Here is a 24,762-nt window from a genome sequence, read left to right as displayed (position 1 = left end):
TTTATGCATTCGTATTAGCGGCAAATGTAAACAAACATAAACAGCGGGTATACCATTGCAATTTACTAACCCATGGGTCAATGCCATTGATATCTATGAGCAAGTTAATAAACTTACACTATCAGGCTCTTTTAGATTTAAACAGAACGTTTTCACCATTAATAACCCATATCATGCTCACCTGTTCACTTTACCTTGAACCTTGCCGTTGTAAGTCATGACAGTCAGTTAACGTATTGATTTAGCGAACACGTACGGATATGATAATAGATATCATTTACAATTAGCTTTGGATTATCTAATGAATGTTGTTTTAAAGTCGGTAAAAGCATTGAGCGCTGGTCTAGTCATGACCTGTGCGTTCACATTTCAACCCGTATTAGCGAATGGTCCGATTGGTGAACACGTTAATCATCTTCAAGAAAACTTAAAAGACTATTCAGAAGAAGTTGAATGGATGATTAGCAAAGTTGATGAGATGGTGACTGAATACGAAAAAAATGGTAGCAAAAGCATCAAGTCTGATGACCTCGTTGAATACTGGGAATCAGTGAAATTTCACAGCGCAATCGAAACGAATTACGTACCTGTGTATGCGTCAATTTGGCAAGGCCTATATGGTATAAAAATGGCCATCGACAATAAAGAATCCGCAGAATCCGTTCGCATGCATCAAGCTGCACTGAACCAAGCCTTGTTCGAAGGTTTAGGCGCTGTTAAACTTGCCGCGCAATACCAGCAAAAAGGCTTATTAACGGCGGTAAAAACCACTGCTAGTGAGTCAATGACTCAAAGTGCCACCATAGACGAAATTAAACACAAACTCGACCGCGTAGTAGCAAAATACGCTGAGCGTTTAGGTGAAGAAGCAACGGCAATCGTTCATGACACTTACCTGCATTTATTTGAAGGTGTTGAGGGCACGCTAATTGAGCAAGATGCTGATTTAGTTGAAGATTTAGAAAAAGACTTCAACGTTACCTTACCTAAAGCCATTGCAGATGGCAAAAGCGTAAACGACGTACGTGATGTCGTTGTTACGATGCAATCAAAGCTTGATCGCGCGAAATTATTAATCGATAAAGCTGAAAAAGCCCGAAAGGATGTATTCTAAGTGAAACGTAGGACCTTTATTCAAGGCCTAGCTGCGATTGGGGTTGCGAGTGCATTACCGCTCCCCTTCTCTCGCGCATTTGCAGCGAGTGTAGCGAATCCTGTCTCTGTAAACGAACTTCCCGCCCTTGAAGGAAGTCTGACTCTCTACCTCGGCCGAGGCGAAGGCGGCTTATATGAGAATGTCCTGCAAGCAATTCAAGATAAAAACCCGAACTTTAAACTCGGTATTCGTCGTGGCCCTACCGCTGCATTAGCAAACACCATAGTCGCAGAAGCAAAAATGGGTGTTCGTCGAGCCGATCTTTTCTGGGCAGTCGACTCTGGAGCAATTGGACTAGTAACGGATGCAGGACTCGCGCAACCCATACTATCAGATTTACAAGCGCAGTTGCAGCCACAGTTTCGCTATGAAGGCTGGGCGCCCGTTACGGGGCGCGTGCGCACATTGCCGTTCAATACCGAGCGCTTAACCAAAGATCAAATTCCACAAAGCATTATGGAAATTGCCGACAGTGATCTCTCCATCGGTTGGGCTCCTGCTTATGCCTCTTTCCAATCGTTCGTTACAGCGATGCGATTACTTGAAGGCGATGATAAAACCGCTAAGTGGCTTAAGAAAGTGCAAAAAAGAGCGAAGTCTTACGCCGGTGAACTGGGTGTTGTAATGGCAGTAGAGCGCGGTGAAGTCGATATAGGCTTTGCTAATCATTATTATACATTGCGCCTAAAAGCCGGTAAGCCTGATGCGAAACTCGCTTTAGCGTTTACGCAAAATGACGCAGGGTGTTTAGTTAATGCCTCCGGCATCCTTGCCCTCAATAAAGACCCATTGGCCACCAACTTTATGCGCTATTTGCTAAGTACTGAAGTACAAAGCTATTTAGCACGTGAAGCCTATGAAATTCCGCTAATCAGTGGCGTTGAGCCACCTCAGGGCTTACCGGCTTTGGCAAGCTTAGCACCCCCCAAAGTAGACTTAACGCAACTTGCAGATCTTCGACCTACTCTTGATTTAATGCGTAACAACGGTGTGCTCTAATGCGCCTACCAGCCTCTTATCCTATTGCGCTGCTTGCAGCGCTAATAGCACTCACGCCTGTTTATGTATTGGTCACTTTAGCAAGTGACTCAAGCACATTTTTTGATAGTCATAATCTGACAATTCTGGGCAATACGTTAGCGCTAATGGCGCTCACTGTGCTTGGTTCAATTGTTATTGGCGTACCCTTGGCATTTATTAGCGCTTACGTGCACCTGCCATTTAAAAAGCTTTGGTTAGTATTATTCGCCGCGCCTTTGGCTATCCCCAGTTATATTGGTGCTTTCACACTTTACGCGGCATTTGGTCCCGGAGGTGAAATCAATAACCTTTTAGGTATTGAAACGCCGCAAATGTATGGATTAAGTGGCGCCGCCATTGTTATGACTCTCTACACATTTCCATTCGTGATGATGACGACACGTTCGTCATTATTGAGCTTAGATGCAAGCATGGTAAACGCTGCGCGTGTGCTTGGTATGTCAATGACCATGAGCGTTTTTAAAGTCATACTACCTCGAGTTGTCAATGGTATTGCCGCAGGCTCATTGTTAGTCGCCCTGTATACCTTGTCAGACTTCGGTACGCCAGCGATGATGCGCCTCGATACCTTTACCCGCGTGATTTATGTTGAATACAATGCCTTTGGTCTGTCACGTGCCGCGATGTTGTCATTGCAACTGATGTGTATCGTTGGCTTTTTGTTGTTCCTTGAATCGCAAATAAAAACTGCCACAGAACGCCATGGCCGTCCACTCATGTTATTCCCTAGTGCATGGCAACTCGGTTTGATGTTCACCACCTTTGTCCCTGTTTTATTACTGGCTATCGGTTTGCCACTGGGTGTTTTTTGCTTATGGTTGGCGCGAGACGGCTTTGCCGATTTTGATTTTACTATTGCCTGGCACTCTGCCTACGCTTCTGGTATTGCTGCGGTTGTTGCCGTGGTTATCGCAATCCCAGTTGCTCATGCAGCACTCAGTGGAAAAGGTGGGCGGATAATGGAGCGTATCACCTATTTTGGTTTTGGCATTCCAGGCATCGTTATGGGCACCGCGTTGGTCTATGGTGGATTACAACTGCCTATGCTTTATCAAACTCTTGCGTTACTCGTTATTGCCTACGTTTTGCGCTTTTTACCCCTAGCCGTTGGCTCAGTGCGAACCAGTACAGAACACCTAGACACCAGTTTGGTAAAATCCGCGCGCGTTCTTGGCGCAAGCCCAAAAGAAGCCTTCGTACGTATTACCCTGCCGCTCACTACCCGCGGCATTATAGCTGGCGCCGCACTCGTTTTTTTAGAGTCAATGCGCGAATTAGAAGCTACTTTGCTGCTTGGGCCAACGGGATTCGAGACACTATCGACCTACCTTTGGCGAGTCTACGAAGCCGGGTACTTTGGCAGAGCAGCCATTCCTGGGCTCTTGTTAGTAGTGATCTCTGCCTGCGGTTTGGCTATTATGCTGTCAGGCGAAAAGCGCAGTCATTAATATACAAAAGGATCAGAATACATGCTGTCTGTGAGTCAGTTGTCTATCGATTACGGTAGCACTCGTGTTGTCAGTGACTTGAACCTATCTCTTGCACAAAGCGAGATCCTCATGTTGGTTGGCCCAACGGGTTGTGGAAAAAGCACAATTTTGCAAGCGCTTGCGGGTCTTATCCCTATTTCTGAAGGGGAAATTAATTTAGGCAAATGGTGTGCAACACCGAAGAATCATGTACCGCCGGAGAAGCGTCACGTTGGCATGGTGTTCCAAGACTTTGCCCTCTTCCCTCACCTCACGGTACAGCAAAATGTGTGCTTCCGCTTAAAAGATACCGCAATCGCCGATCATTGGATTGAGCTTCTCGGCCTCAGCGCGTTTCGCGATAAAAAACCAGCCACACTCTCTGGTGGGCAAAAGCAACGCGTGGCACTGGCGAGGACGCTCGCTCACCAGCCTGATTTTGTGCTGCTGGACGAACCCCTGTCGAACCTTGATGCAGCGCTAAAAGACACATTGCGCTGGGATATCCGCAACGCGCTAAAAGAAGCGGGAGTGCCAGCAATTTGGGTTACACATGACCAAGAAGAAGCATTGTCTGTTGGCGATCGCGTAGGCATTCTTAAAGAAGGTCGTATTCAACAAATCGCCTCGCCGGAACAATGTTTTAGCTTACCAAGCAACCGCTTCGTAGCACGATTTTTAGGTGAAGCCAGCTTCATCGCCGGTGAATTTCAGCACACGCAAGCAAGCACTGCGATCGGTATAGCGCCTGCAAAAGGGATTGATTGTGAACAAGGGCAAGTTGATGTTCTGCTGCGCCCAGATGACGTGCTGCTGGCGCAAGATGAAGCTCACTATAACGGTCTCGTCACATGGGTTCGATTCGAAGGTGGCAGCCGCTTATGTGCGGTAGAACTCCAATGTAAAACGGTGGTTACCAGTCGGGTGAGCCACGAAGTGGTCGTTCGTCCGGGCGACAAAGTGCATATTTCACTTTCTACTTCTCACCCCCTCGCGGTTTACAAGCGCCACAAAGCATTGCTAAAGTAAGTACAGGAATCAATTATTTAACGGTATACCATGGATAGGCAATACAGAGTGTTAGGGATCGCAATGGGTGTATACGGTGCCCTATCATTACTCATAGCAATGATTGCATATGGCTTTTTCCTGTCCTTAAAAACGCCAAATACACCTGTGCTGTACATCATATATGGGTTCCTTGTACTCAACCTCGTCATTCACTTTTTAGCGTTGTTAACGGGTATTTATTTGGGCAAAGGCAATAGCGCCGTCCATAAATTCGCACTGCCCATTTCAGTTTTTCTGTTGTTCAGTGTGCCTATGGGCACCGTGATCGGTACCATGTACCTCTGGCTCAGACTTCAAAGACCGCCATACAGTTAGAGAGTGACAAGTACAGGTGTCAGAATGAGTTAAAAGCATTGACAGTTTCGACCAGTCACTGCGTCTTTTGATTTCTCGCAAAAATGCGAATTGCCTCTTCAGTTCGAGTGCTTCTGCTAGGTAAATACAAATCCGCTCCCTTTGGAAGAGCATATATCCATAATTGCCGCCAATTCCAACTAGCCCAACTCTACACAGATAGATGAAATATCCCATACAGCAATTTATATATGCTTTGCGGGTTAATTTAACGATTTAGGTAATTGAATTGCCGTTATCATTACGTGTAACCTTATTTCTGATATACAGTATAGCGATGATATTCAGCTATTTCTTCGCAAACAAGGCAATGCTATTAGTGCTTAAAACAGCCAAGAGAAAATCGACAATTATGATTAGATAATTTCAAATAAACCATATACTTATAAACACCTAAATCAGTCTATCAACTCCCTGCAATATAAAATAATTATAAATATTTCAAACAGTTAAAAACTTTGCTTCAAACATCTATAACATACTGAAAAATAAACAAATGGACTATATACCCAATTAAAAATTCTATTTTCGCAGACTAATTCTCTCTAAAAAAACAAATTTAATATCTTCATAGACTTATATTTATATTGATTCTTTTTTTAATCAGCCAACGTAGAAAGCACTATACTCTTTATTATGAGTCGCATGACAAACACAGCAGGTGGGTTGACGTTCCACTGCAGTACATCGTCACTCCCTTCCATCGATGTTTTCACCGACTAACTAGGTACTCCTATGGTATCTGCTCTGAACATTCGTACTGGCAGTTTCAGAGGTAGACAATGCGCACAGTGAATTAGGTGTTTCACACAGCGCGTAGGCTAAGCCAAATGGATTGCAAGAGATGGAATTATGAAGATCACGCTTTTACTTTCTTTACTTTTGTCGGTGTTAGTTTTCGAAGCTGGCAACACGCCTTTTTACGTTGGTGTTTGGAAAGCGCATGAGGCGAAAACACTGCAGAGCTTGTATGCTACTCAAGGCATCACAACCGAGGAACGTCTGCAGCTCAGAGACCTAGATTTTTCAAAGTTGGTATATGTTGTGCGAGAAGACACATTCGCCACCTATTCCGAAGATTTAATGCCAGAACAGCTTACCTTCAAGCCCTACACGGTCACTGTTGTAAACGATAAAACGATTGAGACCACTCACTTCGAACTCAGTCAACGGGCAGACGTCAAACGAACGCTGACTTTCGAAGGCGACTGCTACTACATCCGTGTAACTCAATGGCATTTCAAACAGTACTTCTGCAAAGTCCAGTAGTGCTTTTTAGCTCTAGACCCATAAACGCACGATACGTTTTCACCTAAGGGAGGGTTTTATGAGCTACAGTTAAATAACATGCACAACGATGCGAGAGGCGGTTATGCTTATTAAGCGCTTTCGAACCCTGACCATTGTTCTCGTTTGTGCGGTTGTTACTTGGTTAGTACAGATTGAGTACAGCTACTGGGACCATCAACGCCAATGTGTGCAGCGTTGCGAACAATTAACCAAGGAAAAAGTGACGATTCGCGATATACGATACAGTGAGATGGCAAACATGTGCCGGTGTGACTCCGGGTTCGCAGTTTTATTAAATTGAGACAACAAAAAAGCGCCCGTAGGCGCTTTCTTATTTACACGTTACTTTGTCAAATCATCGAAGAACTTTTTCACACCATCGAAGAAACCTTTCTCCTTGGGACGATACTTAGAGCTGTCTTTGCCCATGCTCTTCTCTAACTGTTCTAACAACTCGCGTTGTTCGCTATTCAGATTGACAGGTGTTTCAATGACCACTTTACAAATTAAGTCGCCCACTGAGCCCGAACGCACAGATTTCACACCTTTACCACGCATACGGAACATTTTACCGGTTTGCGATTCAGCAGGTACTTTCAGTTTTGCGCGGCCATCAAGGGTAGGCACTTCAATTTCCCCACCCAATGCTGCTGTCGTGAACCCAATAGGCACTTCACAGTACAAGTTGTTGCCGTCACGTACAAAAATTGGGTGTTCACGCACGCTCACTTGCACATACAAGTCGCCTGCTGGCGCACCATGTGCTCCGGCTTCACCCTCTCCCGCTAAACGTATACGGTCACCCGTATCAACACCCGCTGGGATCTTCACAGATAAGGTCTTCGTTTTTTCTACGCGACCTTGACCATGACAGCTGTTACATGGATCTGAGATAACTTGGCCAGTACCTTGACAGGTTGGACAGGTTTGCTGAACAGCGAAGAAACCCTGGCGCATTTGCACTTGGCCCGCGCCATGACATGTCCCACATGTTTTCGGCTTAGAGCCCGCTTTGGCACCAGAACCATCACATGGCTCACAACCAACCCAAGTCGGAACTTTAATCTCAACTTCTTTGCCACGAACTGCCTCTTCAAGGCTCAGTTCCATGTTGTATCGTAAGTCTGCACCACGTTGTTGACGTGATTGACGACGGCCACCACCGAAGATGTCACCGAATACATCACCAAAGATGTCACCGAAATCACCACCACCAAATCCACCGTGACCACCGCCACCGCCTTGTTCAAAGGCTGCGTGACCGTATTGATCATAAGTCTGGCGTTTTTGCTCATCGCCAAGGATTTCGTAGGCTTCTTTTACTTCTTTGAACTTGGCTTCAAGCTCTTTATCGCCGGCGGTACGATCCGGGTGATATTTCATCGCCAGGCGCTTGTAAGCCTTTTTAATGTCACGTTCACTGGCGTCTTTTGCTACGCCTAGTATTTCGTAATAATCGCGTTTTGACATATCTACCACTACCCAAATATTTTACAGCTAAGCTGCAATATTAGTGGTCATAACGAATGTCTCATACAACCACTACTTTAAAATTTAGAACTCTGATTTCACCTAGAAGCACATGCTTCTCTAAAAAAACAAATCCGGCAAAAAAACTCTGGCCAGATCCTTTTTTATTTTTGGCTAATTCCTTACACACTAAGGGCGCGTCAAGCTATTGCCAGCGCGCCCTGTGTGTAACAAGTATATTACTTGTCGTCTTTCACTTCTTCAAACTCAGCATCAACAACATCGTCGTCTTGCTTAGCTTGCTGCTGTGCACCAGCATCCGCGCCACCTTGCTGCTGGGCTTTCGCTTGCGCGATTTCCATCAGCTTTTGTGACTTTTCGATAAGCGCTTGAGTTTTAGCATCGATTTCTTCTTTGCTTTCACCCTTGATTGCTGTTTCTAGCTCAGCAACCGCCGCTTCAATCGCTTCTTTGTCTTCTGCTGGAAGTGCATCGCCAGCTTCTTCGATTTGCTTGCGTGTACCGTGAACCATTGCATCTGCTTGGTTACGTGTTGTTACAAGCTCTTCGAACTTTTTATCTTCTTCAGCATTCGCTTCTGCATCACGAACCATTTTTTCTACTTCTTCATCGCTAAGACCTGAAGAAGCTTGAATAGTGATTTTCTGCTCTTTACCCGTGTCTTTGTCTTTCGCAGACACGTGTAAGATACCATCAGCATCAACGTCGAATGTTACTTCGATTTGTGGCTCACCACGGCGTCCTGGGCGAATACCTTCAAGGTTGAATTGACCCAGTGACTTGTTGTCTGCCGAACGCTTACGCTCGCCCTGCAATACGTGGATTGTTACTGCGTTTTGGTTATCTTCTGCTGTTGAGAATGTTTGCGACTTCTTCGTTGGGATCGTCGTGTTTTTCTCGATTAGCGTAGTCATAACCTGACCCATTGTCTCGATACCTAGAGACAGAGGGATAACGTCTAGTAGTAGTACGTCTTTTACGTCACCTGCTAGTACACCACCTTGAACCGCAGCACCGACTGCAACCGCTTCATCAGGGTTCACATCTTTACGTGGCTCTTTACCGAAAAACTCAGCAACCGTCTTCTGTACTAATGGCATACGTGTTTGACCGCCCACTAGGATAATGTCGTTCACATCACCTACTGATAGATCAGCGTCTGCAAGTGCTTTCTTAAGTGGTTCGATAGACTTAGTTACTAGGTCTTCAACTAGCGACTCAAGTTTAGCGCGCGTTAGCTTCACATTCATGTGCTTAGGACCTGATGCATCTGCAGTAACATACGGCAGGTTTACTTCAGTTTGTTGTGCACTTGAAAGCTCGATTTTCGCTTTTTCAGCGGCTTCTTTAACACGCTGCATTGCTAGCGGGTCGCTGCGAAGGTCGATACCTTGCTCTTTTTTGAACTCGTCAACTAAGTAGTTGATAACACGGTTATCGAAGTCTTCACCACCTAAGTGCGTGTCACCATTAGTCGCAAGTACTTCAAATGTGTGCTCGCCTTCTACTTCATCAATTTCGATGATAGAGATATCGAACGTACCACCACCAAGGTCGTATACTGCAACTACGTTGTCACCTTGCTTACGGTCCATACCGTATGCAAGTGCTGCAGCTGTTGGTTCATTAATGATGCGTTTAACATCAAGACCTGCGATGCGGCCAGCATCTTTAGTTGCTTGACGCTGAGAATCGTTGAAGTATGCAGGAACTGTGATTACCGCACCTGTTACTTCTTCACCAAGGTAGTCCTCAGCTGTCTTTTTCATTTTCTTAAGCACTTCTGCTGAAATTTGTGGAGCAGCGCGCTTTTCACCTTTTACTTCAACCCATGCGTCGCCATTGTCAGCTTTAACAATTTTGAATGGCATGATGCCGATGTCACGTTGAACTTCCTCGTCTTCAAAACGACGACCGATCAAACGCTTGATAGCGTAAAGTGTGTTTGTAGGGTTTGTAACCGCCTGACGTTTTGCAGGTTGACCTACTAGCGTTTCACCGTCTTCAGTGAACGCGATAATAGAAGGGGTAGTGCGATCGCCCTCTGCGTTTTCAATTACGCGCGGCTTATCACCATCTAGTACTGCTACACACGAGTTAGTAGTACCTAAGTCGATTCCAATAATCTTACCCATGAATCTTCTCCAACTTCAAAAATCTGTTTACATGTTTGATGTCTACTAGATAGGGGTCAGTTTTGCTAATTCAAGCGTGATTCATAAAAAAATTTCGATTTTTTGTAATTTTTTTTCGTTTGTCCCCTCTACAAAGGTAATTTAGGGAGTAAACTGGTCGGACAAGAACAAAAAGGGATCATATTATGACTTTTGACGAACTCATGGCTTTGGTCAGCGAAAGCGATATCCAAACCCTACAATTTCCTGATACATGGACGCAAGGAAGAACTGCATTCGGTGGCCTTTCATGTGCCTTTGCCTTGCAATCGATGTTATTACACTGCCACGACGAAAGAACATTGCGTTCGTTTAGCGCCCAATTCGTTGGCCCTATCGCACCTGATGAACCATTTACCCTTTCCTTTACCTTGTTACGTGAAGGCAAAAACTCAAGCCAGTATGCGGCAACAATCACACAACACGATCAAATATGCTTAACTGTACAAGGTTTGTTCGCCAAAGACAGAGACTCTATTGTTGAAGTTCCCTTTGCACAAATGGACAATAAGCAGACGCCCAATGCGCAACAATGCCTACCTTATGTTAAAGGCGTAATGCCAAACTTCTTCCAATTTGTGGATTTGAATTTGGTTGAAGGTGGCATGCCATACAGTGGTACACAGTGCACCGACTTAAGTGGTTGGATGCGTTTTAAGGCACAGACCCACAACTACAACTGGACGCACCTAATCGCACTAATCGACAGTTGGCCACCCTCACAGCTTCAAGTGTTTCCTACGCCGGCGCCAGCGAGCAGCATGAGCTGGCATATTGAGTGCTTGCACTTGCCTACACTAGCAGCCGGCCAATGGGTGGGCGTTGATATCACCACAACGGCTGCACACAATGGCTATGCGTATGAAGATGCCATTTTGTATACTGAATCAGGAGCAGTCATCGCTCAAAGTAAGCAAACCGTTGCCCTTTTTGCCTGAGACGAAAATCGCAAAAATTACTCTTCAATCATGGCCAGTGTTTGTGCACTGGCCAAAATACTTAGGTACCCTTGGGTCGATTTAAGGGATGCTAAACCGCGATTAAATTGGTCTCGCATCTCTTGGGAATTAAAAACAATGTGTCTCGGGGATGGCTCGAATATGGGGTGAATGGTCACACTCAGAGATGGATTGTTGCGCTCATACATTCGCAAATAGTAGGTAAATATCCGCTTATCAAGCACGATAACTTGCGCGTGACCACTCATCAAATGGGTAATTTGTGCAAATTGATTGGTAAACTCTTCGTAATCGGCTTGTCCTTCGACAGCCTTAGCATAGCGCTCCCCCAGATACTTGTGCGCATTCCCAAATGCAAACACGCGGTAATGAGATAGATCTTCAATTGAATCGACGCTCATGTCATTTTTAGTCAAGGTCACTGCCACATTCTGAAAGTACAATAAAGTGTCTGAATAATACCCCTGCACATTGCTCTCTTTCGGTATGTTTACCGCTCCATTAATCGTCCCAGATGCCAGCTCTAACTCTGCCCTTGGGTAACTCAAATAATGCAACTTGAGTCCACCTAGTCCCGCCATCTGCATGGCTTGTTCAATTATCTGCTGTTCAATACCATCGCTGCTGGATTTAAAAAAATAAGGAGGGAGATGTTTAGCGACCGCAAGCTCAACAACCTGTTCAGGAGGCACTATTTGATTGCTAGCGTGAGAGATAAACACTGAAAACATACACAAAACTGAACAGATACTAGATCTGATATGCGTCGCTCTCATAAATCAGCCTACGGCGAAATGATGATATTAAAGAGCTTAGAGCATAAAGGCCGTTCGCGCCTGTATGAGTAACAAAAAGGTGCTAGGATTTAACAACTAAAACAGCTATTCTTAAGGCAAGAAGGAATAATACCTTGGGAATACATGCATCTAGCTTGCTCACACTGTGACTATATTGTTTCAGTTCCCAAAAATTTAAATCCCAAAGACGTTGCTCACTGTCCTCATTGCCACAGTCAGTTGCTTAAAAGTGGCGAAAATACGGACCACCAGGTTATCGCGCTAAGCGTCAGTGCGATCATTTTACTTCTGAGCTCGGTGTTCTACCCCTTTTTGTCATTTTCCAGTAACGGCTTAACACAAACCATTACTTTACCTGATGCTGGGCGCATGTTGTTTAATTACGACAGCACCTTGCTTGGTATTTTTATCGACACCAGTATTATCGTACTGCCATTGTTGATGTTGATATTGCTTATTCCATTGCATATGGGGATATTGGAGGCGATCCCGAAAATTTGGGGACGTCGCTTGTTGAAACTCATGTCCGCATTAGAGCTATGGGTCATGTCTGAGATTTTTTTGGTGGGCGTTTTAATCAGCATGGTCAAAATCATGAGCTTAGCAGATGTGTCGTTTGGCAATAGCTTTTGGGCCTATGCTGGGTTTGTGATTTGTTATACATGGGCGTTTTGTAAAGTGAATCATGCGCGCCTTTGGCAACAGATTATGCCTTATCAAGATGTCGAAATAAGTAGTGGCCCAAGAGCTATCGACGCCCACTTACGCGCTTGCCATGTGTGCCATCAATTAACAGCGCAAAAGCGTTGTCCGCGTTGTAACACCCTAACCACTTTTCGCAATGCGCAGAGTGTGCAAAAGGCAGCAGCTTGGCTCGCTACCTCGGTTTTATTGTATATTCCTTCGAATGTCCTTCCCATCATGTACACCACAAGCCTTGGCGACAAAGAACCTTCGACTTTGATTGGTGGTGTTATTTTGTTATGGAAAGCTGGCTCTTATCCAATCGCCAGTATTATATTTTTAGCCAGTGTGGTCGTGCCCATTGCAAAAGCGCTGGTTTTGGGTACGTTATGTTTTATGGTTTATCAACGGGTTGGGCGGCGCTCTAAGGTCTATACCCGATTATATCAAGTCACTGAGTTTATTGGTAAATGGTCTATGATTGATGTTTTCGTCGTGGCGATTTTAGTGGCACTTGTGCAACTGGGAAATTTAATGTCGGTGGAACCTGGCTTTGGTGCTATGTGTTTTGGCGCTATGGTTATTTGTCAGATGCTGGCAGCCCACTCATTTGATCCCCGACTCATTTGGGATTCACCGGAACAGGTAAAGAGAGTAGTTAATGACTGAATCTGCAACCATTCAAGCAGCAAAGAAAATATCGCCAATTTGGTTAATACCGCTGCTTGCACTCTTTGTTGGCGCATGGATGTTGCTGCAATACCAACTCGACAAAGGTCAAACTATCTACATAAAAATGGCCAATGCCGAGGGTATTGTCGCAGGCAAAACCGAGATTAAAGTCCGCAGCGTAAAAATTGGGGTAGTCGATGCGATTCGTCTTGGCGACAGCAGAGACCACGTTATCGTGCGTGCACAAATAGACAAACATTATGATTCACTGTTAACTGAAGATGCAAAAATCTGGGTTGTCAGACCGCGCATTGATGAAACGGGAGTCAGCGGCTTCAGTACGTTACTCTCTGGTGTGTACCTTGAATTCTCACCGGGCGAAAGTAAACGTACCGTCATTCGCTTTAACCTTCTCGACGAGCCAGCGTTAATTGGCAATGATGTCGAAGGTGCTCGTTTTAAGCTCTCGAGTCGCAATGCAGAAGTGCTGGAAGTAGGCACAGGAGTCTACTACAAGGGCTACAAAGTCGGGCAAATAGAAACTGCCAACTTCGAGTGGGATAAACAACAAATGCGTTACGGTTTGTTTATCAATGCCCCTTATGAAAACTTAGTAACATTGAATACGATTTTTTGGGTGCAATCCGGTATTGAAGTTGACCTTTCTGCCGACGGTATCAGTGTTAAAACTGGCTCGTTATCAAAGCTAATTAAAGGCGGTATCTCGCTGGGTATCCCAGATGGAGATGCTCCTGGCCCGTTGGTGAGCGAAGGCCACACTTTTAGTTTGAGTGAGAGTTACAGCTCAGCACTTGAACAGCGATTTTATGACTTCGAGCATTATTTAATTCAGTTTGAACAATCCATACGCGGCCTACGAGAGGGCGCACCCGTTGAATACCGAGGTATGCGCGTTGGTACCGTAGAGCAAGTGCCTGCCCAAGTATTGATTGATGGCGCCCCTGCACACTTCAGTGATTCGAGCGTATCAGTGCCCGTTTTAATTCGAATCGAATTTGGCCGCTTGTACCGTGATACGCAAATGGCCCGTGAATATTGGTCAAATAGTCTTCAGGGGTGGTTGAACCAAGGCCTTCGTGCTTCGCTTAAGCCTGGCAACCTGCTAACCGGTGCTGTGTATGTTGATTTAGACATGTACCCAGATATGGAGCCCGGTGTCTTAGCAAAACGCGGCGATTTCACTGTTTTCCCAAGTACTTCCAGCGGTATCTCAGCACTGGCTAACCAAGTCAATGATGTCTTGAACAAGGTGAAGAACCTGCAGGTGGAAAGCAGCCTTGAGCAATTCGAGCAGACAATGGCCAATTATGAAGCGCTTGCTACTGATATGCGCACATTTATGAATGATCCCTCAACGCGCACCTTAGCTGCCGACATCAGCAAAGACATGGCTGATATCAGCCAAAGTATGCGCCAATTTGAAGAGAGCATGGAGCAATTTGAAATCACGATGGCTAGCTTCCAAAATGGTTCGCAAATGTATCAAGAACTGCAATCAACGCTTGAGCAAGTCAGGCGTTTAATGGACGAGCTGCAGCCTCTGTCACGGGGCTTAAACGAGCAACCTAACATGCTAATATTCGACAAGGACTTAGCCAAAGATCCAACCCCAAGGAGTAAAGACTAATGTTTCGATTTGCGCCCCCAATCATTGCGATTGCCTTGGCAAGTGCTTGTTCGAGCTCCGGCTCACCATCAGATTTACGTTACTATCAATTTAGCACTGATGTGTCGAATGTCAGTTCAGTCAGTCAAGTACGTGAGCAAACCCAGTATCTACTGCGTCTGAGCCCTATCAAAGTACATGGCACTTTGAATAACCGCGCTATGGTGATCAAACTTTCTGAGCACGAAATTTACAGTGCTAACTCTCACTTTTGGGCCGATGCACCGGCGCAAATGCTTGTCAGCCATACCCAATCTCAGCTAATACAAAATCTAAACAATGTCCTTGTTGTTAAAGGCGCTGACGTGTACGCAGAGCAATTAGAGTCGGCTTTTTTCCAACTCGATATTAGTGTTGAGCAATTCAATGCTGGCCTTGACAACAACGCCGAAATTGCGGGCTTATGGCGTTTATCTAAAGTAGACAACAAGGGTAAGTTGCATGTTTTGAAAATAGCGCGATTTGCACACTCCCAGCCTTTAGCTGATGACGGCTACAGTGAATTAGCGAAGGCACTTGAAGTAGCCTGGCACAGTAGCGTTAACGAGATGAGCTCAGATATCAATACGCTGATAGCAAAAGAAAACATGACCAATTGATAAATTATTGGTGGTAATTAAAAAGGCTCCCGAAGGAGCCTTTTTCGTTATTGCCAGCTAATCACTTGTTGGAATTGCTCAACCGATTCAAGTTTCTTCTGACCTTTCAAATCAGCGAAGTCTTGTTCCGCAAACTTGCTACCACGAAGCTGCACGTTCAAACGGGCCGCTTTAGGGTTCATCATAGTTTGCTCATAGAAGTCCTTAATATCATTAAGCGTCACAGCTTCGACTGCGGCGATGAGTTTCGCTCGGCTGTCGAAGTTAAAATCTTCACGATACCAATCAGAAATTAAACGACCCAATTCATCGTTCAAGTTCTTAGGTTTCTCTTTTAACGACACAAGCGTCGCGTTTTTAAGCTGCATGAAGGTTTCTTCATCCAAGTTCGCAAGTTCTTCTTGATATTGCTTTTTGAAGCTATCAAAACGCGCTTGCATGTCTTTTGGACCTTTCACTGGCGTTTGAATGTATAAACCTAAGCCAGCATAATCATCCAACGGACGCGCAAGTGCACCAACCGCATACGCTAATTGCTCTTCGGTACGTAACTTGTCAAATGCGACGGTACGGAAATGACCTTGCAATACTGCAGCTGCCGCCTTTTGTGCATAACCCGGTGTTGGGTGGTAAGTCATATCAATAATCGCCACATCGGCAACATCAATATCTTTTTGCATCACAAACACTTCACCTGGCACTGGTTTCCATACCTGTGAGCGCGTATAAGTTGTGTCTTTTTGCTGTGCTGGCAGTGCGTTAGCAATGCTCTTCGCAATTTGATCGACACTCGTGTCGTCATAGTTACCAAATGCAAAAACACGCACATTGTTACGGCTTAACACATCCCCCATCAAGGCTTCTAAATCAGCAACTTTAAGCGATTTAGCTGACGCAATTAGCGCGTCAGTATCATGGCTGCCTGAGCGGATAAGGTCAGAATACAAACCAAATGCTTGGTAGAAAGGGAATTGCTTCTGCGCATTCATGAGGTTACGAACGTAACGATCCACCGCTTGGTCAAACGCTTGCTGGTCAACCTTAAGAGTTAAGTTTTTCAACGCTTCCGTTAACAATACGGATTGCTTGTCAGTAAAACCACCAACTGTCAGGCTAAAACCATTACCTGGGTCCATGCTAACATTCATACCAGCGATACTGGCTTCTGTTGCCAACGCAGTTTGCGATAAGTTGTACAAATCTGCCCACAAGTTCATTAACACGCCCGCTTTAATGTCTTGCTGTTTAACTGGGCTGTTTACGTATACTTCTACAAGACCTTTTGGCTGCTCGGCAAAGTATTGGCTTGGCTGTAACCACACTTTGATGCCATCTTTTTCATAGCTTACACGTGGTTTATCTTGCGCTTTAGCGCTCTTAATATCGAACTGCTCTGGCAATAAACGGTTAACGCTAGGGAGTGCCAACGCAAACTGGCTAGGCTGCTGCCAACTCGCTTGCTCTTGCGCACTAATATCCTCAATACGATATTCACCATCATAGAAGTGAAGTTTGCTGTCTGTCTGCTCTTCTTTTGACACATACCACACGCGTAACGTATCGGCGTTCAATTGGGCTAAGACGTTTTGTATCGCTTGCTCGTCAAATTCAGGATAATAAAACGGTGCGTTAATCGCGTTATTTAACGGGTAATCTTGCATGCTTTGAGTCAATGATGACACATAGCCAAACTCGTCACTCTTTTCCAAGAACTGGAACTGGTTATTCAGTGAGGTACGAATTTCATTAAAGTATTTAGCGTCTACACCCTGCTTCTTAATCAAGTCGATGTAACGCATGATAGTTGCGACTATCTCTTCACGGTTTTGCATGCCCAAATCAGTCAATTCAACATTAACGTTCAGCTCACCGTAGTTACCATATTTGTTCGCCGCACTTGATGCGCTTAATTTAGAAACCCATCCTTTATCGCGTAAAATTTGCGCTGGGCTGCCCGGCATTTCGTTACTAAGTAAATAAGAAACAAATCGATTTGGCTTGTGAGCAAACTCACCAAGGTTGTTCTTAATCACAAAATCGAGCTGAAGCTGCTTTACGTCTTCGTTCGGCTTGTAGTAAACACGTTTGCCACCGACTTGGTCGTAATTTAACTGCGCAGTCACGCTAGGCTTATCGATATTCTTGTTTTTGATATCGGCAAAATATTTCGTCGCTAACTCACGCATTTCGTTGAGAGGACGATTTGAAATCATCGCCACTTTCATGATGTTTGACGAATAATAAGTATTGTAAAATTCAACCGTTTCTTTGTGTAGTGAACTGCCTTCCTTGTCACCCAGGGTTTCAAGGTTACCGATTAAAAAGCGGTTTGCTGGGTGTTCACCCATCATTTGGCGAGCAAGTTTGAATTGGCCGAAGAAATCCATCTCACGACGCATCGACCATTCCGCATTCACAGCATTCTTTTCTTTGTCAGTGTATTCAGGGTACAGCTTTGGAGACTTAAAGAAATCACTAAAACGGTCAAGTGCTTCACCGTACGCATCATTGTTCACTTTGAACATATAGTTGGTGATATCTAACCACGTATAAGCGTTGTGCGCGCCACCATTTTTAGTCATGAAATCGCTGTAGCCCTTAGTATCAGGGTAACGTTCCGTCCCTAAAAACAACATATGTTCTAAATAGTGGGCCATCCCCTGCTGTGACATAGGATCATGTAACAGGCCTACACCAACGCTCAATGCAGCGGCAGATTTTTCTGCACTTGGGTCAGATACAAGGATAACTTCAATGTCGTTTTCTAATTTTAAGGTCTCGTATGCACGCTTATCATTAGGGCTCACAACAAGGTTATCTGGGATAAGTTGTGGGCTCGCTGTAGAAGTAGTCGGTGTTGAATTACACCCTGCTAGGATTGCTAGGCTCAAGGCACTAAGAACAAGTGTTTTTTTCATTATTTGGTGATCTTTGTGTTAGACGTAGTTCCCAATAATCAAAAATCACAGTTCAAATTGCAATGTAAAATGTAATTAAGTTTGTAACAGATTATGAAATGCTAATTTGCAATATACCAACAATTACGCAATATCTATGTTAGGCTGGCTGTTACTTTTATAAAGCTATGCTATCAATTTGGATTCTGAGGATTAAATATGACTCAATTGCTTGTGCTTGCCCTCTTTGCTCAGGTTTTACTTACTTTAACTGTGATGGTTATTATGGGACGTCGCCGCTTCGCAGCGGCGCGACAAAAACAGATCAAAATGCAGCAATTTAACACCATGGATTTGGGCGATGCCCCTGAACAAGTTCAGGTTGCTGGTAGGAACTTCATTAATCAGTTCGAGATTCCTGTATTGTTTTATGTGGCGTCGTTGGCCGCGTTAGCCACTAATAGCGAGGGTTATCTCTTTGTCGGTTTTGCTTGGTTGTTTATTGTCACTCGAGTGATCCACACCATAATCCATCTAACTAGTAACCATCTTAGGTCGCGCTATTTAACATTTCTAGCGGGTTGTATCGTGGTGTTATTAATGTGGCTCACTCTTGTGTGGCGATTAATTTAGCGCCTTAACCGATTTGCGACGTAGCGCCACAAGCAATGCCAGTGGCGCAAACCACCATGCTGCACCTGAACTCGAATCGGTCTCAATTTCGTCGATTAAGGTGTTTTCTACAGGCGATAAATCGACGGCTGAATTAGGGTCGTTATCTATAACAACAATGTCATTAATCATAATGAGGTTCGCTGAAGTTAACGCAGTGCCTTGGTAACATTCGTCGGCAGTGTAATCGGTAACCGGCACATCATTACAGGTATCCATAGAGTTAATTTTTTCAACGATTTCCAGTCCGTCACCAATAATTTGGCCGAACACAGTAAAGCCGCCGTTTTGTAGGTCCAAGTTTGCACTGTTGTTACCAACGTTAAAGAACCACTGGCTTGTCGCGCTGTTCTTGTCACCACTGCGCTTGGCCATTGCGATAGTGCCTACCACATTTGAATAAACGGGTTCATTCACAACAGGGCTTTGCGTCGCAATAATCTCACTTTGTTCATCAAATGTGTATGCTCCACCTTGTACGATAAAATCAGACACTGAACGATGGAAGTAGCTAGCGCGGTAATCGCCACGGTTCACATAGCCAAGGAAATTATCAACAGTTTTAGGTGTTTGTTGGTCGAATAAGTTTACTTGGAAGCTTCCTTGTGATGTTTGAAATTCAACAATGGTAGCGTCAGCGTATGAGCTATAAGCAGCACTTAATGCGGCGATAATGCCGGCGGCAATAGTCGGTTTCATTATGATTCCTCAAATTTAAGTCAGCCCAACCATACTGATACTTTATTGACTAAACCATGTTTAAAACGTGACAAAAACAAATTGATACCTAGTTGTTAACGGCGGTTACATTTGTACATCTCTTTAATAACCAAAAGTTATTAAATTATAAATTTTAAAACATATTGGACTTATCAAACGGGGAACAATTGCCTAAGATGTTGGCCATGATTAAGCACTATGGAATCAACACACATGAACAATAATAACAACATCATATGTGATTTCGGCGTCCACAAAGGCGAGTCTTACAAACAAGTACCGGCATCCTTTCTTACTTGGATGGTTGGAATCAATCACCAAAAAGCATCGATTGCCAAGGCCGAATTACAGCGCCGAGAACAAGCTGTTCAACAATCACTAATGAAATCTTCATAAAACTACTTTAAGATATCAGGCGCACTATTTACTCCAACGGGATACATGACGTGCGCCTGTTACTTTTACTTTCTACTGTAATTCTTAGTGCGTGTTCACACAACTCAGTCACTTCTAATACGACTACTGAAGCGCAACCCACGCAATACCTCACTGTGTTGCACACTAATGATCATCACGGGCGTTTTTGGCCAAATGATAAGGGTGAATATGGGATGGCGGCGCGCGCTACCCTGCTCAAAAATTTACGCCTGCAAGCAGCAAGCCGAAACGATGCAGTCATACTCCTATCTGGTGGCGACATTAACACAGGTATCCCGGAGTCAGATTTACAACAAGCAGAACCAGACTTTAAAGGTATGAGTATGCTTGGTTACGATGCGATGGCCATTGGTAACCACGAATTCGATAACCCTTTAGCTGTGCTTGAAAAGCAACGTCAGTGGGCAAACTTCCCGCTATTAAGCGCCAACATTAAGCGTAAATCGACTGGTGAACATGCGTATCAACCCTATGTATTCATCAACAGAAACAATTTAAACATTGCTGTACTGGGCCTCACCACAACCGACACAGCAAAGATTGCCAACCCTGATTTCATCGCCGACTTTGATTTTATTGACCCAACAGAAGCAACCACCGAAATACTGCGTGAAATTGAACGTAAACGTCCTGATGTCATTATTGCAGTCACGCACATGGGTCATTACAGTGACGCCAAGCACGGCATTAATGCACCGGGTGATGTCACCTTAGCAAGGCAGTTACCAAAAGGCGCGATCGACATGATAATCGGCGGTCATTCACAAGAACCTGTTTGTATGAGTGATGTAAACGTTAACAATGATGCATACAAACCTACAATGCAGTGCCAACCCGACCAACAAAACGATGTATGGATCATGCAGGCACACGAGTGGGGAAAATATGTCGGTGAAGCACGTTTCGCCATTCAAGGAGAAACTGTAAAACTAGTGAGCTACACATTGCACCCTGTAAATCTCAAAGACGAAACGGGGCAATGGGCCACGGACTTCATCTCACCAGATGAAAAAATGCATGCCTTTTTAGCGCCCTATCAAGCGAAGGGCCAAAAGCGATTGAGTGTTACGCTTGGTCATACCGATATTCGCTTAGAAGGTGACAGAAAGAAAGTACGCTTTATGCAAACTAACTTGGGGCAACTCATTACGACCGCGCAAAAACAACATGTGAATGCAGACTTTGGCATTATCAGTGGCGGTGGTATACGTGATTCTATCGCTGCTGGTGATATCAATTACAAAGATATCTTGCGCGTCCATCCATTTAAAAATCGCATTGGCTTTATTGATTTCACTGGTAAAGAAGCACTCGCATACGTAAAAAAGGTTGCTACATACCCTGCAGATTCAGGTGCTTATACGCATTTCAATGGAGTGAGTGCCATCTGTCAGCAAGGCCAACTGACGAATATTCGCATTAATGGTAAAGCGCTTGAACCTACTCAAACCTATCGCATGAGTATCAATAGCTATAATGCTGCGGGGGGAGATGGTTTCCCGAGACTAAATACCGATCCCCGTTTTGTCGATACCGGTGATTCTGACGCAAGCGTGCTCAGTGCCTATGTGAAAGAGCACAGCCCAATTGGTGACATCAAGGTGCCAAACCCCGTTACTTGCCAATAATTATGAATGACTGAGAATCTTCCACTCCAAGCCCATAGTGATGAACGCGAGAGCGAGAACCTTCACCGTGGGCTTTTGGAGGATAAAAAGGGTCTTTTGAGTCAGCATCACCTGCAAATGCTTCATCTAAGGCGGCGCGAATTTCACTGAGCGTTTTTTCGAGGCTGTTGCTGAAATTAGGCCTTTTACGGATGGTGTGTCCAAGCTCGATTAATCGCGCAAAATACTTGTGAGCTAATTCCAATAAATCATCCGGTACGTCTTTATTTTGGTTCAGCGTCACACCCGAATGTTCAACGGCAAATTCCAGCAACGCAAGATAAAAACACAGCGGCTTATTTGCCAGCTTCACTCTTTCGCCTTGCTCGCCAAAACGAATCGTTTTGTCTGCCAAATCTACCACAAGGTACTTTTGCTCAATTTCTTGCTCTGGCTGAGTCTGCATAGATTTAATTTTGGTTTGCATCGCTTTAAACCAAGGCCAAACCAATAACATTGCAATCAAGGTAATAAACAACGTCAATGCACTAACCCGTGTAGCGAAAGGCATAACATCCACGGTGTAAACAACGTTTACTGATGTCCCATCTGGTAGTGACAAATGCAATTGAGTTTCATCACTTTGGGATACCTGGGCATTGTCTATACCAATGCGCTTAACGTGTAATGGATAGTCTTGTTGTTGAAGTTTGGCGTTCAACGACCGAATGTAGTCATTCGTTTTGGCATTATCAGCAGGTACTTCTAATAAAGGGTTTGCTAGACCTATATATTGTGAATCAAGCGCAATTCGCGTCTTTAATTGTGATAGCGCGGTTGTTTGTATTTGTTGCCAACTTGACGACGCACCAAAATAAAATGCAATGACACTGACGATTAATGTGACGCCACCAAAATACGCGATCGCTTTATGCGCATCAAACTTCTCTGGTTGCGTTTTTTTTCTCATTAGTGACAAAATAATTCGTCTCAATTTCATCACTCACCCTCTTTGAACTTGGCCGTTTGCGCATCACTGCACTGCCAATAGGCCTTCGCCCCGCTGAAATACGCTGAAGTTTGCGCTTTTGCCATAGCAATCAAGGTGTCTTGCAGCGCACACGCTAAATCTGGGTTGTCCGCAGCCTTTTTCAAATACCAATGACTCCCGCTAATATTACTGCCAATCGCTGTAATATAGTTCGCTGAAAACCGTTCGCTGTCACTCTGTTGCCAATAGGAGGCAATGACGTCTAACTGCCCTTTAGCCAACTTTTCACGCAATGATTGGTGCGAGTTAGCAAACGTAATATTCAGGGTGTCTAGGTTAATGTCGAGTTCTTTAAACACTTGTTTCGGAATGATGTGCCCAGAGCGGCTGGTCGGATAATCAATGAGTCCAATACGCTTATCAAGAAAGTAAGCTTTATCCAATCTGGGTTTTTCATGGCTGCCAATAAAGTAAGCCGTATACGATGGGTAACCGATTATCGGGTAATAACCATATGTATTTCGGGCATCAAAAGCATCGATCAAATTATCTTTAGCAAGAATTAAGTGCGCCAGTCCTTTGCCGAGGAAATTCACTTCATGTTGCGAAGTGCCACCCCAATAAGCATAAACTTCACCATATTGCTTTGAAACAACAGGGTTGTCACAAAGTTCTTGTGCTAATTCCGTTGCAATCGGTTGGCTTTGCGCAAAGAGAGTCAACTGCGTCTTATTGCCGTCACTTTTACTCTTACAGCTGAACGACGTTTCAACGACATTATCCAACTGCGGCAAATGCGAAGCAGCGCTGCGCTCACCCATGAGGTAACTCAGTAAACCAACAATAATTATAGTTGTTAAAATTAGCGCACGGTCACGCAAGCGTTTTAGTGATTGCAACTAGGTTTGTATTGAATTGAATTTCTGTTGCCGTTATTTCAACAGTTATTATTACTCATTGCAATAAGTAATTTTATTCGTTATTCGTAACCTATTGATTTAACATGTATATTAACAAGTAATTATGAATCCCATTAAGTCCTTTTTTTTCAGACAAAAAACTTGGAAAATTTATATCAACAAGGCAACAGTGCAACTTGATAACAACAATGGATTTACAGCATATTCGCGAACACTTTACGGCTTTTGTATTAGCTTCAGTGCTCATGATCATGACATTTACAAACCATGCTTTTGCTTGGGGCGCGAACGGTCATCGCATCATCGGTGAGATTGCTCAGCAAAACCTATCTGCAGAAGCAAAAGCAAGGGTGTTGGCTATTTTAGGAAATCATAGCCTTGCTCAAGTCAGCACATGGGCAGATGAAATGCGTTCTGCGCCAGATGAATTCTGGCAACGCCAGTCATCGCGTTGGCACTACATTAACATCGATTCTAAAAAAGACTTTTTAACTGCTACCTATTCCGCACAGCAGCACAGACATGACATCCAAGACGCCTACACCGCTATTTTGAGTGCCATCGAGGCATTAAGTTCAAAGAATACGTCAATTGAAGAACAAGCTTTTTACCTTAAATTCTTAATTCATCTTGTGGGTGATATTCACCAGCCCCTTCACGTTGGCCGCTCAGCAGATAGAGGCGGTAACAAAATAAACGTCGACTTTTTTGGCAAGGTAACCAACTTGCATCGCCTCTGGGATAGCCAACTAGTTGATAACCAGCAGCTGTCATATTCTGAATATGTATCATTTCTATGCTGCGAGCGTGAACAAACGTCTGTCTATAAAGATGACATCAACGTAAAGGGCTGGTTGTTGGAATCGCATGAGCTTGCCTCGGCTATCTATACAGACACATCTGAGCGTATAAGCTACGCTTATGTATATGAAAATAAGACTATATTAGAACAACAGCTGCTTCGTGGTGGTTTGCGTTTAAGCGCGCTGTTGAATCATATCTATCAAGGGACAGCGGGATAACCGCACAAAAATAATTATCGGTGCATTACGGCCGAGCTTAAATAATGTTTA

General features: G+C 44.3%; 21 protein-coding genes. 14 read left to right on the top strand and 7 right to left on the bottom strand.

Annotation, left to right across the window (positions count from 1 at the left end; translation table 11 throughout):
- Window positions 1-301: 301 nt before the first annotated feature.
- The 6 genes from ACH19P_RS17360 to ACH19P_RS17335 all read left to right on the top strand — a co-directional run bounded on the left by ACH19P_RS17360 (window position 302) and on the right by ACH19P_RS17335 (window position 6,360).
- A complete protein-coding gene (locus tag ACH19P_RS17360; protein WP_462159870.1) occupies window positions 302-1,114 on the top strand; it encodes a hypothetical protein in 813 nt (270 codons plus the stop codon).
- Complete coding sequence (locus tag ACH19P_RS17355; RefSeq protein WP_462159869.1) at window positions 1,115-2,155, top strand: substrate-binding domain-containing protein; 1,041 nt, start codon at window positions 1,115-1,117, stop codon at window positions 2,153-2,155.
- Complete coding sequence (locus ACH19P_RS17350) at window positions 2,155-3,645, top strand: ABC transporter permease (RefSeq protein WP_462159868.1); 1,491 nt, start codon at window positions 2,155-2,157, stop codon at window positions 3,643-3,645. Before ACH19P_RS17355 ends, ACH19P_RS17350 begins: the two co-directional genes overlap by 1 nt.
- 21 nt (window positions 3,646-3,666) lie before the next feature.
- Window positions 3,667-4,695 carry an ABC transporter ATP-binding protein gene (locus ACH19P_RS17345; RefSeq protein WP_462159867.1) on the top strand — a complete coding sequence of 343 codons (1,029 nt, stop codon included), beginning with the start codon at window positions 3,667-3,669 and terminating at the stop codon, window positions 4,693-4,695.
- Window positions 4,696-4,725: 30 nt separating this feature from the next.
- Complete coding sequence (locus tag ACH19P_RS17340) at window positions 4,726-5,052, top strand: hypothetical protein (protein WP_462159866.1); 327 nt, start codon at window positions 4,726-4,728, stop codon at window positions 5,050-5,052.
- An 891-nt stretch (window positions 5,053-5,943) separates the two neighbouring features.
- The gene (locus tag ACH19P_RS17335) at window positions 5,944-6,360 is read left to right on the top strand and encodes a hypothetical protein (RefSeq protein ID WP_462159865.1); all 417 of its coding nucleotides are present in this window, start codon (window positions 5,944-5,946) and stop codon (window positions 6,358-6,360) included.
- Between the two features lie 363 nt (window positions 6,361-6,723).
- Here the strand turns inward: ACH19P_RS17335 and dnaJ are convergent, their stop codons facing one another.
- Both dnaJ and dnaK read right to left on the bottom strand, forming a co-directional pair.
- Window positions 6,724-7,851 carry a molecular chaperone DnaJ gene (gene dnaJ / locus ACH19P_RS17330; RefSeq protein ID WP_462159864.1) on the bottom strand — a complete coding sequence of 376 codons (1,128 nt, stop codon included), beginning with the start codon at window positions 7,849-7,851 and terminating at the stop codon, window positions 6,724-6,726.
- A gap of 239 nt (window positions 7,852-8,090) precedes the next feature.
- The gene (gene dnaK / locus ACH19P_RS17325) at window positions 8,091-10,007 is read right to left on the bottom strand and encodes a molecular chaperone DnaK (RefSeq protein ID WP_462159863.1); all 1,917 of its coding nucleotides are present in this window, start codon (window positions 10,005-10,007) and stop codon (window positions 8,091-8,093) included.
- A 185-nt stretch (window positions 10,008-10,192) separates the two neighbouring features.
- Between dnaK and ACH19P_RS17320 the strand changes: the two genes are divergently transcribed.
- On the top strand, window positions 10,193-10,984 hold the full coding sequence (locus tag ACH19P_RS17320) for an acyl-CoA thioesterase (protein WP_462159862.1): 792 nt from the start codon (window positions 10,193-10,195) through the stop codon (window positions 10,982-10,984).
- Between the two features lie 17 nt (window positions 10,985-11,001).
- Here ACH19P_RS17320 and ACH19P_RS17315 read toward each other — a convergent pair whose 3' ends face one another.
- A complete protein-coding gene (locus tag ACH19P_RS17315; RefSeq protein WP_462159861.1) occupies window positions 11,002-11,697 on the bottom strand; it encodes a type 2 periplasmic-binding domain-containing protein in 696 nt (231 codons plus the stop codon).
- Between the two features lie 228 nt (window positions 11,698-11,925).
- Between ACH19P_RS17315 and ACH19P_RS17310 the strand changes: the two genes are divergently transcribed.
- The 3 genes from ACH19P_RS17310 to ACH19P_RS17300 are packed head-to-tail and all read left to right on the top strand — an operon-like array spanning window position 11,926 to window position 15,444.
- Window positions 11,926-13,155 (top strand): PqiA/YebS family transporter subunit, encoded by a 1,230-nt coding sequence (locus ACH19P_RS17310; protein ID WP_462159860.1) that lies wholly within the window; start codon window positions 11,926-11,928, stop codon window positions 13,153-13,155.
- Window positions 13,148-14,806, top strand: coding sequence for an intermembrane transport protein PqiB (pqiB, locus tag ACH19P_RS17305; protein ID WP_462159858.1), 1,659 nt, complete (start codon window positions 13,148-13,150; stop codon window positions 14,804-14,806). The genes ACH19P_RS17310 and pqiB overlap by 8 nt, the downstream gene beginning before the upstream one ends.
- The gene (locus ACH19P_RS17300) at window positions 14,806-15,444 is read left to right on the top strand and encodes a PqiC family protein (RefSeq protein ID WP_462159857.1); all 639 of its coding nucleotides are present in this window, start codon (window positions 14,806-14,808) and stop codon (window positions 15,442-15,444) included. The genes pqiB and ACH19P_RS17300 overlap by 1 nt, the downstream gene beginning before the upstream one ends.
- A gap of 47 nt (window positions 15,445-15,491) precedes the next feature.
- On the opposite strand, the gene ACH19P_RS17295 is transcribed toward ACH19P_RS17300, so the two are convergent.
- Window positions 15,492-18,362 carry an insulinase family protein gene (locus ACH19P_RS17295; RefSeq protein WP_462159856.1) on the bottom strand — a complete coding sequence of 957 codons (2,871 nt, stop codon included), beginning with the start codon at window positions 18,360-18,362 and terminating at the stop codon, window positions 15,492-15,494.
- Window positions 18,363-18,560: 198 nt separating this feature from the next.
- On the opposite strand from ACH19P_RS17295, the gene ACH19P_RS17290 reads away from it, so the two are divergent.
- Window positions 18,561-18,974 carry an MAPEG family protein gene (locus ACH19P_RS17290; protein ID WP_462159855.1) on the top strand — a complete coding sequence of 138 codons (414 nt, stop codon included), beginning with the start codon at window positions 18,561-18,563 and terminating at the stop codon, window positions 18,972-18,974.
- Here ACH19P_RS17290 and ACH19P_RS17285 read toward each other — a convergent pair.
- On the bottom strand, window positions 18,966-19,712 hold the full coding sequence (locus ACH19P_RS17285; RefSeq protein ID WP_462159854.1) for a peptidylprolyl isomerase: 747 nt from the start codon (window positions 19,710-19,712) through the stop codon (window positions 18,966-18,968). The two genes, ACH19P_RS17290 and ACH19P_RS17285, sit on opposite strands and share 9 nt — an antisense overlap.
- 234 nt (window positions 19,713-19,946) lie before the next feature.
- On the opposite strand from ACH19P_RS17285, the gene ACH19P_RS17280 reads away from it, so the two are divergent.
- Together ACH19P_RS17280 and ushA are read left to right on the top strand one after the other, a co-directional pair.
- Window positions 19,947-20,129: a hypothetical protein gene (locus tag ACH19P_RS17280; RefSeq protein ID WP_462159853.1), complete on the top strand. Its 183-nt coding sequence runs from the start codon at window positions 19,947-19,949 to the stop codon at window positions 20,127-20,129.
- A gap of 50 nt (window positions 20,130-20,179) precedes the next feature.
- Window positions 20,180-21,799 carry a bifunctional UDP-sugar hydrolase/5'-nucleotidase UshA gene (gene ushA / locus ACH19P_RS17275; RefSeq protein ID WP_462159852.1) on the top strand — a complete coding sequence of 540 codons (1,620 nt, stop codon included), beginning with the start codon at window positions 20,180-20,182 and terminating at the stop codon, window positions 21,797-21,799.
- Here the strand turns inward: ushA and ACH19P_RS17270 are convergent.
- Window positions 21,786-22,748 carry a hypothetical protein gene (locus ACH19P_RS17270; RefSeq protein WP_462159851.1) on the bottom strand — a complete coding sequence of 321 codons (963 nt, stop codon included), beginning with the start codon at window positions 22,746-22,748 and terminating at the stop codon, window positions 21,786-21,788. The genes ushA and ACH19P_RS17270 overlap by 14 nt on opposite strands.
- A 29-nt stretch (window positions 22,749-22,777) precedes the next feature.
- On the bottom strand, window positions 22,778-23,590 hold the full coding sequence (locus tag ACH19P_RS17265) for a PhnD/SsuA/transferrin family substrate-binding protein (protein WP_462159850.1): 813 nt from the start codon (window positions 23,588-23,590) through the stop codon (window positions 22,778-22,780).
- 287 nt (window positions 23,591-23,877) lie between these two features.
- Between ACH19P_RS17265 and ACH19P_RS17260 the strand changes: the two genes are divergently transcribed.
- Window positions 23,878-24,711 carry a S1/P1 nuclease gene (locus ACH19P_RS17260; protein ID WP_462159849.1) on the top strand — a complete coding sequence of 278 codons (834 nt, stop codon included), beginning with the start codon at window positions 23,878-23,880 and terminating at the stop codon, window positions 24,709-24,711.
- The last annotated feature ends 51 nt before the right edge of the window (window positions 24,712-24,762 follow it).

The organism is Pseudoalteromonas sp. GB56 (assembly GCF_054923835.1).
This window is presented reverse-complemented; position numbering and strand designations above follow the sequence as displayed.